General features: G+C 73.2%; 12 protein-coding genes. 4 read left to right on the forward strand and 8 right to left on the reverse strand.

Translation table 11 applies throughout. The features are described 5' to 3' along the window. Positions 1-54 precede the first annotated feature (54 nt). On the reverse strand, positions 55-390 hold the full coding sequence (locus ACYVGN_RS05210; RefSeq protein ID WP_460789241.1) for a hypothetical protein: 336 nt from the start codon (positions 388-390) through the stop codon (positions 55-57). A 267-nt stretch (positions 391-657) separates the two neighbouring features. Here ACYVGN_RS05210 and rlmN point away from each other — a divergent pair, with 267 nt between their 5' ends. Next, the gene (gene rlmN, locus ACYVGN_RS05215; protein ID WP_460789242.1) at positions 658-1,908 is read left to right on the forward strand and encodes a dual-specificity RNA methyltransferase RlmN; all 1,251 of its coding nucleotides are present in this window, start codon (positions 658-660) and stop codon (positions 1,906-1,908) included. Positions 1,909-1,977: 69 nt separating this feature from the next. After that, positions 1,978-2,892, forward strand: a complete 915-nt coding sequence (locus tag ACYVGN_RS05220; RefSeq protein ID WP_460789244.1) for a cytochrome b/b6 domain-containing protein — start codon at positions 1,978-1,980, stop codon at positions 2,890-2,892. 144 nt (positions 2,893-3,036) lie between these two features. On the opposite strand, the gene ACYVGN_RS05225 is transcribed toward ACYVGN_RS05220, so the two are convergent. Beyond that, positions 3,037-4,707 carry a bifunctional metallophosphatase/5'-nucleotidase gene (locus ACYVGN_RS05225; protein ID WP_460789246.1) on the reverse strand — a complete coding sequence of 557 codons (1,671 nt, stop codon included), beginning with the start codon at positions 4,705-4,707 and terminating at the stop codon, positions 3,037-3,039. 159 nt (positions 4,708-4,866) lie between these two features. Here ACYVGN_RS05225 and ACYVGN_RS05230 point away from each other — a divergent pair, with 159 nt between their 5' ends. After that, the gene (locus tag ACYVGN_RS05230; RefSeq protein ID WP_460789248.1) at positions 4,867-5,649 is read left to right on the forward strand and encodes an enoyl-CoA hydratase-related protein; all 783 of its coding nucleotides are present in this window, start codon (positions 4,867-4,869) and stop codon (positions 5,647-5,649) included. Positions 5,650-5,730: 81 nt separating this feature from the next. Here the strand turns inward: ACYVGN_RS05230 and ACYVGN_RS05235 are convergent, their stop codons facing one another. The 5 genes from ACYVGN_RS05235 to ACYVGN_RS05255 form a co-directional block, all read right to left on the reverse strand. Continuing rightward, positions 5,731-6,696: a hypothetical protein gene (locus tag ACYVGN_RS05235; protein ID WP_460789250.1), complete on the reverse strand. Its 966-nt coding sequence runs from the start codon at positions 6,694-6,696 to the stop codon at positions 5,731-5,733. A gap of 275 nt (positions 6,697-6,971) precedes the next feature. After that, positions 6,972-8,192 carry a S8 family peptidase gene (locus ACYVGN_RS05240; RefSeq protein WP_460789252.1) on the reverse strand — a complete coding sequence of 407 codons (1,221 nt, stop codon included), beginning with the start codon at positions 8,190-8,192 and terminating at the stop codon, positions 6,972-6,974. 178 nt (positions 8,193-8,370) lie between these two features. After that, complete coding sequence (locus tag ACYVGN_RS05245; RefSeq protein ID WP_055993473.1) at positions 8,371-9,396, reverse strand: prolyl oligopeptidase family protein; 1,026 nt, start codon at positions 9,394-9,396, stop codon at positions 8,371-8,373. Beyond that, positions 9,393-10,655 carry an MFS transporter gene (locus tag ACYVGN_RS05250; RefSeq protein WP_460789254.1) on the reverse strand — a complete coding sequence of 421 codons (1,263 nt, stop codon included), beginning with the start codon at positions 10,653-10,655 and terminating at the stop codon, positions 9,393-9,395. The genes ACYVGN_RS05245 and ACYVGN_RS05250 overlap by 4 nt, the downstream gene beginning before the upstream one ends. A gap of 5 nt (positions 10,656-10,660) precedes the next feature. After that, complete coding sequence (locus ACYVGN_RS05255; RefSeq protein WP_460789256.1) at positions 10,661-11,428, reverse strand: hypothetical protein; 768 nt, start codon at positions 11,426-11,428, stop codon at positions 10,661-10,663. 140 nt (positions 11,429-11,568) lie between these two features. Between ACYVGN_RS05255 and ACYVGN_RS05260 the strand changes: the two genes are divergently transcribed. Further along, a complete protein-coding gene (locus ACYVGN_RS05260; protein ID WP_460789258.1) occupies positions 11,569-15,516 on the forward strand; it encodes a DUF4082 domain-containing protein in 3,948 nt (1,315 codons plus the stop codon). Here ACYVGN_RS05260 and cofE read toward each other — a convergent pair. After that, positions 15,456-16,253, reverse strand: a complete 798-nt coding sequence (gene cofE / locus ACYVGN_RS05265; RefSeq protein WP_055993481.1) for a coenzyme F420-0:L-glutamate ligase — start codon at positions 16,251-16,253, stop codon at positions 15,456-15,458. The genes ACYVGN_RS05260 and cofE overlap by 61 nt on opposite strands. Between the last annotated feature and the right edge of the window lie 2 nt (positions 16,254-16,255).

Raw genomic sequence — 16,255 nt, forward strand, 5'->3', positions numbered from 1 at the left:
CACGGTGACCGCGCCCACGTTCACAACGAGGCCGGCCACCGAACGGTTACACCACTATGCGGGACGCCACCTCAGCGGCTGATCTGGTGGAGTCGACTCGATGAAGGCGATGGCGCCGAGGAGGTTCGTGATCTCGCGCTGCTGCTCGGACGCTCCGCCGGTCGTGGCGTTCGCGTCGCGGATGGCATCGAAGATCGTCGTCCTGTTGCCTTCGATGCGTGCCGAGATGACGCTCGACATGAGTTGGAACAGCGCGTGCAATTCCCCGAGGAGCTCGGTGCGCGTCGTTCCGTACCCCAGGTTCCCTCGTAGACGCTCGAGATCGACGATCAGCTGTACGAGCGGAGAGTCGAAGTCGACGCTCGGCAGTCGGTACTTGCCGGGTGTCATAGGACTACTTTGAGCATACTGCGGAACTAATTGCAATGCTTCCGCATAAAGCCCAGATCAACCAATCATAATCCTGTCGCACAGTCGGACATCTATTTCCGTGTGCGTGAAGTGCTTCTTGCGGATGCCGCTCCGTTGAATCCCCCTTGCCCGAAGATGACGGCGAGCGACGGCGCGCTCGCGCGCGCCTGACCGCGCGCACCTGCTCGCGCGCGCCTGACCCGCGGGCGCAGGCGCTTCGCAGGGGCGTCGCTCTACGCTGGACGCATGAGCGACGCCCCCATCCGCCCCGCGAACACGGCCGTGCGCGCCACGGGCGTCCGTCAGGTCCGGCCGCAGACGGAGGGCTGGCAGCAGAAGAAGGACGAGACCGGCCGCCCGCTGCTGCAGTTCGCGAGCCCCAAGCGCGGCAAGCCGCCCGTGCACCTCGCCGACCTCACGCCCGAGGCCCGCGTCGAGAAGGTGAAGGAGCTCGGCCTGCCCGGCTTCCGCGCCAAGCAGCTGGCGAAGCACTACTTCCAGCACTGGACGAGCGACCCGGCCGACATGACCGACCTGCCGGCCGCGGGCCGCGAGGAGTTCGTCGCCGGGATGCTGCCGAACCTGCTCACCGAGGTGCGCCGGCTCGAGACCGACAAGGGCGACACGATCAAGTTCCTGTGGCGGCTGCACGACGGCGCGCTGGTCGAGTCCGTTCTCATGCGCTATCCCGGCCGCATCACGCTGTGCGTCTCGTCGCAGGCCGGATGCGGCATGAACTGCCCGTTCTGCGCCACCGGTCAGGCGGGGCTCACGCGCAACATGTCGTCGGCCGAGATCATCGAGCAGATCGTGCGCGCCAACCGGGCGATCGCGAACGGCGAGCTCGGGTGCCGCGAGCACGCGGACGAGCGCGTCACCAACATCGTGTTCATGGGCATGGGCGAGCCCCTCGCCAATTACGCGCGCGTGATGCACGCCGTGCGGGTCATGGTCGACAAGAAGGACGGGCTCGGGATGAGCGCGCGCGGCATCACGGTGTCGACCGTGGGCCTGGCCCCGGCCATCCGGAAGCTCTCGGACGAGCAGATCCCCGTGACGTTCGCGCTGTCGCTGCACGCTCCCGACGACGAGCTGCGCGACGAGCTGATCCCGGTGAACTCGCGCTGGAAGGTCGACGAGGTGCTCGACGCCGCGCGCGAGTACTTCGACAAGACCGGGCGTCGCGTCTCGATCGAGTACGCGCTGATCCGCGACATGAACGACCACGCGTGGCGCGCCGACCTGCTCGCCGAGAAGCTCAACGCGCGCGGCCGCGGCTGGGTGCACGTCAACCCGATCCCGCTGAACCCGACGCCGGGCTCGGTGTGGGATGCGTCGGAGCGCTCGGTGCAGCAGGAGTTCGTGCGCCGCCTCAACGACGCCGGTGTGCCCACCACGATCCGCGACACACGCGGCAAGGAGATCGACGGCGCCTGCGGCCAGCTGGTCGCCACGGAGGAGGACCAGGCCGCCGCCGCGGCCGCCACCACGGCCTGAGCCCCGCGGTGTGTCGTCCTGTGTCGCGGTCGCACCGTGCTCACGGGCGCGGCTTGGCATGATGCTCTGGTGACCCTCGCCCGCCTTCCGATGCCGCTGCGTGTCGTCTACGGGCTCTTCGGGGCCGCGACGCTCGCGCTCGGCGCCTTCGTCGTCGTGTTCCTCACCCGCTGGATCGCCTCGCTCGAGCCGGTCGAGGCGTTCCTCGCCGCGTACCCCGGCACCGCGCCGATGCCCGAGGGGATGGGCGTCGGCATCCCGGCCTGGCTGTCGTGGACGCACTTCCTGAACGGGTTCTTCCTGCTGCTGATCATCCGGTCCGGCATCCGGATCCGCGGCGAGAAGACCCCGAGCGGGCTGTGGACGTCTCGCCGCGTGAAGAAGCGCCGGATGAGCCTGACGATGTGGTTCCACATCATGATCGACCTGCTCTGGATCGCCAACGGGCTCTTGTACGTCGTGCTGCTGTTCGCGACCGGGGCCTGGGTGCGCGTGATCCCGACCAGCTGGGACGTCTTCCCGCACGCGCTGTCGGCGCTCATCCAGTACACGTCGCTGGACTGGCCGACGCACAGCGGATGGACCGGCTACAACGGCCTGCAGCAGCTCTTCTACTTCGCGATCGTGTTCGTGGCGTCGCCGCTCGCGATCGTCACGGGCTCGCGACTCAGCGCGTTCTGGCCGCGCGATGCCGAGAGGCTCAACCGGGCGATCCCGTTCGACCTCGCCAAGGCGCTGCACTTCCCGGTGATGCTGTTCTTCGTCGGTTTCGTGATCGTGCACGTCGGGCTGGTGCTCGCGACCGACGCGCTGCGCAACCTCAACACCATGTACGGCGGCCAGGACGCCGTGAACTGGACCGGCTTCTGGATCTTCGTGCTGTCGCTGCTCGCGATGGCCGCCGGATGGATCGCCGCGCGGGACCGGCTGATCGCTCCGATCGCGCAGCGCTTTGGCGACGTCCGGATGCGCCCCACCCGCTGACGGGCCGAGCCGCAGGACAGAGAAAGGCCCCCGCCGTCACCCGAAAACGGCGGGGGCCTCATCGTCCGGGGAGTGCCTCACCCGGACCACTGCGTCGTCAGCGCGCCGAAGGCGCGACCCCCTGTCGACGACGCAGGAGCGGTGTCACGGTGCGGTGGTCCCGCTGACGATCGCGCGACCGAGCGGCGCCGGGTCGACGACCTGCTTCGCCTCGAAGTAGTCGACCGTGGCCGACAGGTCGACCAGGCCCGAGTCGGCCGTGCCGGCGCCGTCCGCGAGGGTCGCGAAGCCGTCGCCGCCCGCCGCGAGGAACGAGTTGGTGACGATCACGAACTCGTCGGTCGGCGCGATCGGCGCACCCTGGTAGCTCATCGACACGATGTGCTCGCCCGCGGGCGCGTCCTCGACGTACTCGTAGGAGAAGCCCTCGGAGACGCCCAGGTGCAGCTTCGGCCGCTCGCTGCCCGGCTGCCACTGCTCCTCGAGCACCTGCTCGAGCTGCGCGCCCGTGAGGGTGAGCGTCACGAGCGTGTTGCCGAACGGCTGCACGGCCGCGACGTCCGCGTAGGTGACGGTCCCGTCGCCCTCGAACCGCAGGTCGTCGCGCAGGCCGCCCGGGTTCATGAGCGCGATCTGCGCGGGCACGGTGCCGCCGTAGTTCTCGTACTCGCTCGTGGCCCACAGGTAGATGTCGGCGACCAGGTTGCCCATGGTCGACTCGACGCCGCGGTCCGAGCCGGCGGGGTCGCCGCCGCGCAGGATGTCCGCCGAGATCTTCCCGACCTCGACCGAGCCGAGCACCTCGGCCTCGGCCACGGCCGCGTCGACGATCGCCTGGACCTCGGGGTCGGGCGGGTACACCGTGCCGCCGCCGACGAGGTCGACGGTCGAGCCGGTGACCGACACGACCTTGTTCTTGTCGTTCTTCGTGTCGACGACGATGTCCAGCGCGCCGAGCGTCGTGCCGTACTGGTGGGCCTGGATGACCGCGCGGTCGGCGATCTCGCACGCGTACAGCTGGTGGGTGTGACCGGACACGATCGCGTCGATGCGCGAGGACGCCTCGCGGACGAGCTCACCGTACTCCGACTGCTCGGCGGCGATGCCGGCGCAGTCCGCGCTCTCGGCGCCCGAGTGCGACAGCAGCACGATCACGTCGGTCTGCTTGTCGATCTCCTTGGCAACCCGGCCGGCGGCCTCCAGCTGGCTGCCGAACTCGATCTCGGAGATCCCGGCCGGGCTCACGAGGATGCCCGTGTCGGAGGTGACGGTGCCGATGAAGCCGATCCGCACGCCGTCGACCTCGCGGATCGCGTACTCCGGCAGCGCCGGCTCCTTCGTGCCCTTGAGGTACACGTTCGCGCCGAGCGCGTAGTCCTCGCCGCCGTAGCTCGGGATCACCCGGTCGATCAGGTCGTCGTAGCCCTGGTCGAACTCGTGGTTGCCGACCGCGCTGAGGTCGAGTCCGGCGGCCGCGAGCGCGTCGATCGTCGGCTCGTCGTCGGCGATGAACGACGTGAACGTCGACGCGCCGATGTTGTCGCCCGCCGACACGAACAGCGTGTTCGGGTTCGCGGCGCGGTACTGGGCGACCGCGCCGGCGAGCACGGCGGCGCCGGCCTCGTCGCGGTTGGCCTGGATGCGGCCGTGGAAGTCGTTGATGGTGAGGACCTTCACCTCGGTGATGTCGTCCTCGCCGGTCGCACCGTGCGCGGCGAACGGCACGAGCGCAAGGGCGCCGGCGGTCGCGGCGGCGGCCGTGGTGGCGAGCAGGCGGCGGCCGAGAGGCGATCGGCGGCTGAGGGAAGATGGCATCGCGGTCCTCCGGGGGCGGGGTGACGCGCGACCGATCGGACGCGCGTGTCCAGTCTTACGTCCCGGAGGTTTCGTCGAGGTGAACGACGCGACACGGCACGGATCCGGGCGGGCGGTCCGTGGGGCATGCTGGACTCGCACACTCAGCGAGGAGGCACGATGACCGACACCCCGTACGAGACGATCCGGGTCGAGACGCGCGGCCGCGTCGGATGGATCACGGTCCACCGTCCCGAGGCCCTGAACGCCCTGAACGCGCAGGTGATGCGCGACATCGTGCACGCGTCGCTCGCGTTCGACGCCGACGAGGGCATCGGCGCGATCGTCGTGACCGGCTCCGAGCGCGCGTTCGCCGCCGGCGCCGACATCAAGGAGATGGAGGGTCTGCACGGCCGGGACATCGCCGTGGGCCATCACTTCCAGGGCTGGCAGACGTTCGCCGACGTCCGCACGCCCGTGATCGCCGCCGTCTCCGGCTACGCGCTCGGCGGCGGGTGCGAGCTCGCCATGATGTGCGACGTCATCCTCGCGGCCGACACCGCGAAGTTCGGCCAGCCGGAGATCACGCTGGGCGTCATCCCGGGCATGGGCGGCACGCAGCGCCTCGTGCGCGCGGTCGGCTACTTCAAGGCGGCGGAGCTCGTGCTGTCGGGGCGCATCATCGACGCTACCGAGGCCGAGCGCATCGGCCTGGTGTCGCGCATCGTGCCGGCCGCGGAGCTGCTCGCCGAGGCCGGGAAGCTCGCCGAGGCGATCGCCGGCAAGCCGCTGCCCGCGGTCTACGCGGCGAAGGAGGCGCTCGACGGAGCTCTCGAGGTGCCGCTGCGCGAGGGGCTGCGGCTCGAGAAGCACCTGTTCGCGGCGATGTTCGACACGGAGGACCAGAAGGAGGGCATGGCCGCCTTCCGCGAGAAGCGCGCTCCCGAGTTCAGGCACCGCTGAGGTCCGGAGCGCGCGGTCGCTCGGCGCACGTGCGTTGACTGGTCCCGGGGCTCGAGACTGGTGTCGCCGACACCAGTCTCGTCACCCGTGACCAGTCTCGTTCGCGGGGGAGGGGACATCGCGTCGGCGGAGTGTGCGGGCCGTGTTCGTGACCGCCGTGGTGACGCGCGGATCGGCAGGACGGATGCGGGGCACGCCGGCGCTCGCGAGGATCCGCTCGAGACGCGGCGGATGCGTCGCCTCGGGCCACTCCCAGTGCAGGGTGCGGTCCGCCACCTGCTGCAGCTCGATGTCGCGGCGCCGCTGGTCCCGCACGCGCCGACGGGTCTCATCCGCATCGCCGAGGAAGTACTTCGCGTCGCCGTCAGCGTCGCCCGCGATCCGCGCGCCCGGCCAGAAGAAGTCGGGGCGCCGTTCGCGTCCGTCGATCATGAACGAGACCTGCAGCTCGGGAGCCTCGAAGCCCAGCAGGTGGATGACCACGCGGCTGATGCTCTCCAGCACCGACTCGGAGCGCGCATCGCTGAGCTTCAGCGCCTCCCGCGCCCGCGCCGCGCCGCGCGGGTTGCGCTGCGTGAGAAGGCGATCCCGCACGTCGTCCACCGAGACGCCCATCCGCAGGGCCGCGTCGACGACGGCGACGCCGAACGCGAGGGGCAGCACCCGGATCAGGTCGATCACGGTGTCGATCAACGACGTGACGCGGACCCCGTCGACGATCACCTCGTCCCGCCCGTCCACGCCGGTGTGGGACTGGATGTCACCCTGCCGGTACGAATGCGCGGCGCCGGAGACGAACAGATGGATGTACCGCGGTTCGCCGAACACAGGCAGGCCCAGCAGCACGGCCGCCGACTCGAACGAGAAGAGCGGATCGTCCAGGGCCAGCGCCGCGGCGCGGACACGCTCTCGGTAGCGGTCGTGGCCCGAAAGGGCGGCCCACTCCGCGGAGCGCGCGCGGACACCGCGCCGCAGGGCCCTGGTGCCCGCCCGTTGCTGCGGGGAGGTGGTGCGGTCGGTGCGGACCAGGGGCGATCGCGACGTCATGGGCTCCACGGTGGCGCATCCCGCGCTGCCGTCTCGCGGATTCCCGCACCCGTGAACGGATCGCCACGCCATCCGCCCCTGTGAGCGACCCGCCCGCGAGACGTCCCGCCCCGGTCGTCGCCCGCCCTCCCCAACGAGACTGGTCCCGGGGCCCGAGACTGGTGTCGCCGACACCAGTCTCGTCACCCGTGACCAGTCTCGTTCGGGCACCGACGCCGCCGCCGGGGACGACGGAGGGGCCGGGCATCGCGCGCCCGGCCCCTCCGCGGCGGGGATCAGTCGACGACCGCGAGGGCGTCGACGTTGCCGGCTCCGTAGAAGCCGTTGCGGGCCCCGCCCTGGCACTCGGCCTGGTACTGCGGCAGGCCCGGGCGCGGGTCGTACACGCCCTCGGGGCACGGCAGCGGCGTCGCCTGGCTCTCCACCAGCGCGCTGAGCTGTCCGGCCGACAGCCCGGGGTTCGCCGACAGCGCGAGCGCCGCGACGCCGGCGGCGTGCGGGCTCGCCATCGACGTGCCCTGCTTGTAGCCCCAGCCGTTGACGCCGGTCGCCGCGTTGTACGTGGTCGACAGGATGGCGTCCGCCGGGTTCGACACCGCCGGGTTGCGCCAGCGGCTGTCGCCGCCGGGCGCGGCCACGTCGACCACGCCGATGCCGCACGACGAGTAGTAGCTCTTCAGCTCGGCGGGTCCGACGGCCGACACCGTCATGACGCCGGGCGCCTCGGCGGGGAGGTCGCGGCACGCGCCGGTGATGGTGCGGTCCTCGACGGGGTAGCTGCCGTCGTTCGGGCTGTGCGAGTCGGTGAACGTGTGCGCGAGGTCGACGTTGCTGTTGCCGGCCGACGGGATCGTCAGCGCGCCCTTCGCGGTGGAGTACGCGATCGCGCGCTGCACCGCGAGCCACACCGGGCGCTGGCGCGGGTCGTTCACGCAGTTGAACTCCCACGGATCGATGAAGTAGCTGTTGTTGGTGATCGGCATGCCGTGGTCGGCCGCGATCTGCGAGGCGAGGTCCGGGTGCGTGGGCGAGATGCCCGGGTCGAGCACGCCCACCACGATCGACGAGTCGCCGGTGGTCACGGCGTGCGCGTCGTCGACGTCGATCTGGGTCATGTCCCACTGCAGGCCCCACAGCGGCTCGGCCGTCGGGTCGCCGGGCGTGAGCGCCGCCGGGTCGACCGCCGTGGTCTCCTCGTCGTCGAGCGGGGTGCCGAGCCCCTCGGTCGACGCGACCTGGAGGCCTCCGCCGACGCGCGACGCGAAGTCCGGCGCGGTGGACGTCGCCACGACGACGCCGATCTGGTCGTAGGCGGCCACGACGGTGCCGCCGGCGGCCTTGACGTGGGCCTGGGCCGAGGCGGTGCCGCCGCTCTGCGGACCGACCACGAGGTAGTTCTGCTCCGGTCCCGCGGCGCTCGCCGGGGCTCCGGCCAGGCCGAGCAGTCCGGCTGCGAGCGCGGTGGCGCACGCAGCTCCGATCACCTCGCGATTCATCCCTGTCTCCGGTCGAAGGGCGAAGCCGGCCGGGTTCGACCGGCTCGGCCGGGCCCGCTCTTCGGGGAGGACGCCTCGTCGCGCCGCCGGCCGATGGCGGCGAGTATCCAGCGCGATGCGCGCGCGGGAAGGTGCTCCGTGCGGTGCCCGGACACCCGCCGCCGCCCGCCCGGGCAGCTCAGCCGCGGACGACCGCGGGCGACCAGGCGTGCGGCAGGAAGAGCCGCGGCTCCGCCGACGGATCCACGCGGATCGACCAGACGTCGGCGGCGCCCGGCTCGTCAGGCCGCGGCAGGCCGTAGAGGAGGGTCTCGTCGTCCAGCCACTCGAGCTGATCGTCGACGGACCGGGCCTCCGGCAGGATGAGCTCCTCGCCGGTCTCCAGGTCGAGCACCGCGATGCCCCAGTCGCGCTCGCCGCGGTCCTTCTTGTACGCGAGCCGGGTCCCGTCCGGCGAGATCGAGGGGCACTCCGCGTCCGGGCGCACGGCCGTGAGGGTGCGCTCCGCGAGGTCGCCGCGGACCAGCCAGGTCCGCCCGCCCGAGGCCGCGGTCGCGTAGAACGCGTCGCCGCCCGCGAAGGTCACGCCCCACAGGTTGCGGTCGGCCGCCGTGAGCGGACGCCCGTCGACGAGCAGCGCGAGCTCCTCGAGATCGCCGGCCACGACCTCGCCGTCCCTCGCCGAGCGGATCTCCGTGCGCGTCGAGAACCCGGATCCGGCGTACGAGTGGCCCGTCACGAAGGTCGTCGTCGCGACGAGCGCGCCGTCGTCCGACAGGCGGGTGCGGCTGGGCAGGCCGGCGAGCGGCCAGGATCCCGCGACCCGCCACCCCTCGTCCAGCAGCTGCGCCGCGAACGTCGTCACGACGCCGCGCTCGGTGCGCAGGCAGGCGACGCGGTCGCCGCCGACGTCGACGCGTTCGCACGTCACGTCGGTGAATGCGCGGGGCCCGACCGGATCGGCGAGCGGCACCATGGCGACCCTGCCGTACTCCGCCCCCGGCGCCGTGCTGCGGAACACCACGCGCGGACCGTCCTCGACGTCCGCGACCTCCATCCGCGGGACCGGCGCCGCCGTGTCGCGGACCGCGACGTGGTCGGCGTAGGCGCCGAGGCCGACCGCCACGACGCCGGCCGTGGCCGCGACGACGACCGCCGCCACGAGCAGGCCGCGGACCCGGTCGCCCGGCGTCCGCGCGCTCACGGAGCCGCCTCCGCGGGGCGGCTCCGCCTGGCGAGGCGGGAGAGCGCGATCAGGCAGCACGGCACGGCGAGCGCCAGCAGGATCGCGACCACGAGCAGGGATTCCGTGCGCCCCAGCGCGAACCAGAGCGCGCCGAACGCCGTGGCGGCGACCATCCGGCACACCGCGACGACGGTCTGCGCGGCGCCGATCGCGCTCGCCCGCGCGGCCGGGTCCACGAGCGAGCCTGCCACGGCGGCCAGCACGCCGTCGGTGGCGGCGTAGAAGGCCCCGAGCAGCGCGAGGCACGCCAGCGTCGGGCCGGCGCCCTGGGCAGGCACGAGCGCGCACGCGTACGCGCCGAGCAGGCCGAGGTGGCCGAGCACGAGCACGCGGGTGCGGCCCCACCGGTCGGCGAGCCGCCCGAGGGGGACCGCGAGCGCGATGTACACGGCGTTCGTCCCGACGTAGAGCAGGGGGAACCAGTGCGCGGCGAAGTCGTCGCGGTCCTGCAGGGACAGGTACAGGAACCCGTCGCCGATCGTCAGCAGGCTGAGCGCGCCCACGACCACGAGCAGCCGGCGCAGGCGCGGCTCGGCCAGGTGCCGCCAGCGGAACGGCGCGGGCCGCGTGCCGGTCGCCGCGCGCTCCCGTCGCGGCCGGCGATCCGGGACGAGCAGCCCCAGGATCGTCACGCCGACGACCGCGGACCCCAGCGACAGCACGAACACGACCGTGTATCCGCCCGGGACGACCGCGAGGATCACGAACGCGAGCAGCGGGCCCAGGGCCGCCCCGACCGTGTCGAGGGCGCGGTGCACGCCGAACGCGCGCGCCTGGTCGTCGGGATCGGCGCTCGCCGCGATGATCGCGTCGCGGGGCGCGGTGCGGATGCCCTTGCCGATCCGGTCGATCGTGACGAGAGCGGCCACCGCCGCGAAGCCCTGCGCCGCGACGAGCCAGCCGCGGCTGAACGCCGACAGCAGGTAGCCGCAGAACGCCACCCACTTCGGCCGGTCGGTGCGGTCGGAGACCCAGCCGCCGCCGATGCGCACCACCGCGCTCGCCCCCTGGAAGATCCCGTCCACGACGCCGTAGGCCAGCAGTGAAAGCCCCATGGCGCTCGTGAGGTACAGCGGCAGGACGGCCGCCACCGACTCGGACGAGATGTCCGTGAGCAGCGACACGACCCCGAGCGTGACGACGGTGGACGAGACGCGCCCGCGGCGGGCGCGCCCGACGGGCTCCGCCTTCGGGCGGTCGCGCAGGCTGATGTACATGCGGGTCAGCCCGCCTCGTCCAGGATGCCCAGGACGGTGAACAGCGAGCCCTCGGCTTCGGGCCGCGCGCTGACCACGACCACGTGGCCCTCGCGGGTGAAGGAGATCGCGGTGCCGCCGTCGGTCGCGCCGATCGTGGTCCAGGTGAAGCCCAGCTCTCCCAGCAGGCCGGTGTACGCGTCCATCACCTCCGCGACCGAGCGCGAGTCGGTCGCCTCGACCGAGGCGTGCAGCCGGCTCCCGTCGCTCGACACCGACGACGACAGGACCGTGGCGGTGCGGGCGACCGCGATGACCTCGACCGGGAAGCCGTCCACCAGGCCGTCGACCTCCGACACCGGCGCGTCCGGTCCGGCGGGGATCTCGAGGTCCGGGCGCGGCGGCAGCTCGCCGACGCTGCCGGGCGGGGACGCGGACGGATCCGGCTCGGGCGCCATCTCGATGCCCGGGCTGTTCGCGCCCGGCTCGTCCCTGTCCGAGTCCCCGGGATCGCCTCCATCCGCGGAGCGGTCGTCCGGCGAGGGGCCGTCGGCGTCGTCGTCCGGAGCCTCGTCGGCAGGCCGGCCCTCGTCCGCGGGGGCCTCCGTGCGCGTCGCGTCGCCGCCGGTCCCCTCGACCGCGGGGCGATCATCGCCGCCGCCGGGCGAGCCGGCCCAGACGAAGAGCCCCACGCCGATCGCGGCGCCGATCGCCACGGCCGCCGCCAGCCGGATCAGGGCGGCGCGGCGCGGGTGCGCCTCGCCGCGCGCCGTGCCGTCGTCCGCCTCTGGCATCCCGGTCATCCCCTCCGCGCGGCCCGCGGGCGCGGGCTCGTCTGCGCATGTCGGTGTATCAGGAGCCGCCGCGGCCGCTCCTGATACACGCCGCGCACGGCGGCCGGGCCCCATCGCGGCCCCTCGACAGCGGAGGAACGATGACGAGACCAGCGCAGTCACGACGACTCGCGGCGATCCTGGCGGTCGGCCTGCTCCTGGGGCCGCTCGCGCTGCCGTTCGCATCGCCCGCCGCGGCCGCATCGGGGCCGTGCGGGCCCGAGGGCAACGAGATCGCGTGCGAGAACTCCAAGCCCGGCACCGACCCCGAGGTCTGGGACATCTCCGGCGCGGGCTCCGACGACATCCAGGGGTTCGCCACCGACATCAGCGTGAACGTCGGCGGGAGCATCGACTTCAAGATCGACACCACCGCGCGCGACTACTCGATCACGATCTACCGGACCGGGTGGTACCAGGGCAGGGGCGCGCGCGAGATCGCGACGGTCGAGCCGTCGGCCGCGCTGCCCCAGCGGCAGCCCGACTGCGCGCCGGACGAGACCACCGACCTCTACGACTGCGGCACATGGGCGGTCTCCGCCACGTGGCAGGTCCCCGCGACCGCGGTGTCGGGGGTGTACGTCGCGAAGCTCCATCGCCCCGACACGGACGGGGCGAGCCACATCACGTTCGTCGTGCGCGACGACGCGAGCGACTCGGACATCCTGTTCCAGACCTCCGACACCACGTGGCACGCCTACAACACCTACGGCGGGCGCAGCTTCTACCAGGGCGGCATGGACGGCCGGGCGTACCAGGTCAGCTACAACCGCCCGTTCGCGACGCGGGGCGTGATGTCCGGCCGCGACTTCTACTTCTCCTCCGAGTACGCGATGGTCCGCTTCCTCGAACGCAACGGCTACGACGTGAGCTACACGACCGGGGTCGACTCGGATCGGCGGGGCGAGCTCATCCGCAACCACAGGATCTTCACCTCGACCGGGCACGACGAGTACTGGTCCGGGCCGCAGCGCGCGAACATCGAGGCCGCGCGGGACGCCGGGGTCCACCTCGCGTTCTTCACCGGCAACGAGGCCTACTGGCGCATCCGCTGGGAGAGCGCGGCGCCCGGCGGCGCTCCGCCGTACCGCACCATGACCTCGTACAAGGAGACGTGGAGCGGCGGCAAGATCGACCCCTCGCCGGAGTGGACGGGGACCTGGCGCGATCCCCGGTTCGCGCCGCCCGAGCGCGGCGGCGGGTTGCCGGAGAACGCCCTGACCGGCACGGCCTACATGGTCAACTACTCCGACCTGCCGGTGACGGTGTCGGCGGAGGAGGGGCGCCTGCGGCTGTGGCGCCACACGCCGCTGGCCGACCTGCCGCCCGGGACGAGCGCCCAGCTGGCGCCGCACACGGTCGGGTACGAGTCGAACGAGGACCTGGACAACGGGTTCCGGCCCGAGGGGCTCATCCGCCTGTCGACCACGGTCGGCGACGTGCCGGAGTACCTGCAGGACTTCGGCAGCCGGGTGGCGCCCGGATCCACGACGCATCACACGACCCTGTACCGCGCGCCCTCCGGCGCCCTGGTGTTCTCGTCCGCGAGCGTGCAGTGGGCATGGGGACTGGATCAGACGCACGACGGCGCCGGGGCGCCCGCCGATCCGCGCATGCAGCAGGCGACCGTGAATCTGCTCGCCGACATGGGCGCCCAGCCCGTCACGCTCCAGGACGGCCTGGTCCGGGCCGCCGCGTCCGCGGACACGACCGCCCCGACGGTCGCGATCGCCGCGCCCGCGCCGGGGGAGGACGTCGCGAACGGCGCCGCCGTGGTCGCGACGGGCACCGCTGCCGACGCGGGCGGCGGGCGCGTCGCCGGCGTCGAGGTGTCGACCGACGGCGGCGCGACCTGGCACCCGGCGGACGGCCGCGACCGGTGGACCTACGAGTACATCCAGCAGGGCGCCGGAGTCGTCCCGCTGCTCGCCCGCGCGATCGACGACAGCGCGAACATCGGCGAGCCCGCCCGCGTCGACGTGGACGTGCGCTGCCCGTGCAGCGTCTTCGGCTCCGCGGTGCCGGCGCAGCCCGCGCTGGACGACAGCTCCGGCGTCGAGCTGGGTCTCCGCTTCTCGCCGCGCATAGACGGGTACGCGTCCGGCGTGCGGTTCTACAAGGGCCCGGGCAACACCGGAAGCCACGTCGGCTCGCTCTGGTCGGCCGACGGGGAGCGGCTGAGCGCCGTCACCTTCCGCGACGAGACGGCCACCGGATGGCAGACCGCGACCTTCGCGACGCCCGTCCCGCTGACCGCCGGGGCCGCGTACGTCGTGTCGTACACCGCGCCCGTCGGCCGATACTCGGCCGCCGCCGACGTGTTCTGGTCGCGCGGGCTCGAGGCGCCCCCGCTCAGCGTCGCGGGCGGGTTCGGGGTCCCCGCCGCGGGCGTGTACGCGTGGCCGGGCGCGGACCCGTCGCTCCGCTACGGATCGAGCCACTACTTCGTGGACGTGCTGTTCAGCACCCCCGAGGACCTGCCGCTGACCCTCGGCTCCCGCACCCCGCCGCCGGGCTCGAGCAGCGTGGCGGTGAGCGCCGAGATCGGCGCGACGCTGTCGAAGCCGGTGGATCCGGCGACCCTGCGGATCGCCGTGACGGCCGAGGACGGCACCGCGGTGGCCGGGCAGGTCGCGTACGACGCGACCGCCCGCCGGGCGACCTTCGCCCCGGCCGAGCCGCTCGCGCACGGCACCCGGTACACGATCGCCCTCGAGGCCGTGGACTCGCGCGGCGAGGGCATCCAGGGGGAGGCCGGGTGGTCGTTCACGACGGCGCCCGCGGACCGGCCCGAGGGGGAGTGCCCGTGCTCGCTCTTCGCCGAGAGCGCGCAGCCGACGATCCTCGAGGTGCCCGACCCCGGTCCCGTCACGCTGGGGGTGCGGTTCACGGTCCGGGATCCGGGGCGGATCAGCGCGGTCCGGTTCTACAAGGGGCCCGGGAACACGGGCGCGCACACGGGGGCGCTGTGGGCGGCGGACGGCACGCGACTCGCGGAGGCGGCCTTTGCGGACGAGAGCACGCAGGGCTGGCAGACCGTGACGTTCGCGCAGCCGGTCGCCGTCCAGCCGGGCGTCGAGTACATCGCGTCCTACCGCGCGCCCGCGGGACGGTACGCGTACACGGCCGGCACCTTCGCGTCCGGATACGCGCGCGGACCCCTCAGCGTGCCGGCGAACGGCGGGGCCTACACGTACGGCAGCGGATTCCCGGGCGATCGCGGCGCGGGCCAGTACCTGGTCGACGTGCTGTTCCACCCGGACGACCCCGTCCCGGCGCTGCTCGAGGCGACGCCCGAGTCCGGCGCGCTGGGGGCGGCCGCCGACGCGGTCGTGACGGCGCGCTTCGACATCCCCGTCGCGGCGGGAGCGACCCTGACCGTGACCTCCGCCGCCGGAGCGGTGCCCGGCGCGACCTCGGTCTCGGCGGACGGCCGCGTGCTCGCGTTCGACCCGGACGGCCCCCTCGCGGCCAAGACCCGGTACACGGTCGACGTCACGGGCACCGGCGGGCCGCCGGCGACCTGGACGTTCGAGACCGCGGCCCCGGACGGGTGCCCGTGCACGCTGTTCGCGGGGCAGAGGCCGGCGACAGCCTCGGCGGGCGACCGCTCGCGCGCCGAGCTCGGGCTCGAGTTCACGCCCGGAGAGGCGGGGCTCGTGACCGGCGTGCGGTTCTACCGGGGCGAGACCAACACCGGACCCCACACCGGCACGCTGTGGAGCGCGGGCGGCGAGGCGCTGGCCACCGTCACGTTCCCGGCCGACGCGGGGATCGGGTGGCAGACCGCGTACTTCGACACGCCCGTGGCCGTGTCCGCCGGGACGTCGTACGTCGTCTCCTACCTCGCCCCGTCGGGCGGGTACGCGGTCACGACCGACTACTTCGCGGGCGGTGCCGTGTCCGCGGGCCCGCTGACGGCGGGCGCCGCGAACGGGCGGTACGTGTACGGCGGCGGCTTCCCGCAGAGCTCGTACCGTGCGAGCAGCTACTTCGTCGACGTGGTGTTCGAGCGGCCGCCCGCGGCGGCGGCCGAGCCGGCGGCGTAGCCCTCCGCGTAGGCCTCGTCGGCCCCGAGCCGGAACATGTCCCGCGGGCCCGTGCGCGGGATGATGCGCGCGCCGGGCAGGTCGAGGGGGCCGACCAGGTCGCCGCGTCCGCGGACGACCGCGACCGGCAGGCCCGTGGCCTTGCCCTTGACGAGGTCCGCCGCGGCGCACAGCTCGTCCGCCACGCAGGGGAGCGTGACGTGCAGCGGCCGGCCCTGCGCGTCGGTCGTGCCGCGCAGGTCCTCGAACACGTGAACGCCGCCGGCCCCGATGGCGTGATCCGTCTGGCCGTCGCGCCAGGCGCGGCCGAGCGTGTCGGAGACGAGCACGCCCACTCCCACACCGAGCCGCTCGCGCAGGCCCTCCGCCATCGCCCGCGCCGACGCATCCGGATCCACGGGGAGCAGCAGCACCGTGCCCTCGGGGGTGTTCGACGCGTCCACGCCGGCGGCGGCCGACACGATGCCGAGGCGGTTCTCCACGATCCGCGTCACGTGCCCGGACTCCGACGCGCGGGTCGCGACGACGCGCACGGTCTCGGCCGTGATCGCGTCCTCGCGATCGTCGGCCTCGACGAAGCGGCCTTCCGCCTTGGAGACGATCTTGCTGGTCACGACGAGGATGTCGCCGTCCCGCAGCGGCTCAGCCGAGCCGTCGAGTGCGGCCGCGATGACCTCGACCAGGTCCGTGCCGGCGGTGATCTCGGGGATCCCCGAGATCGGCCAGACCGTGAGCACGG

This window comes from Microbacterium lacusdiani, assembly GCF_054779895.1.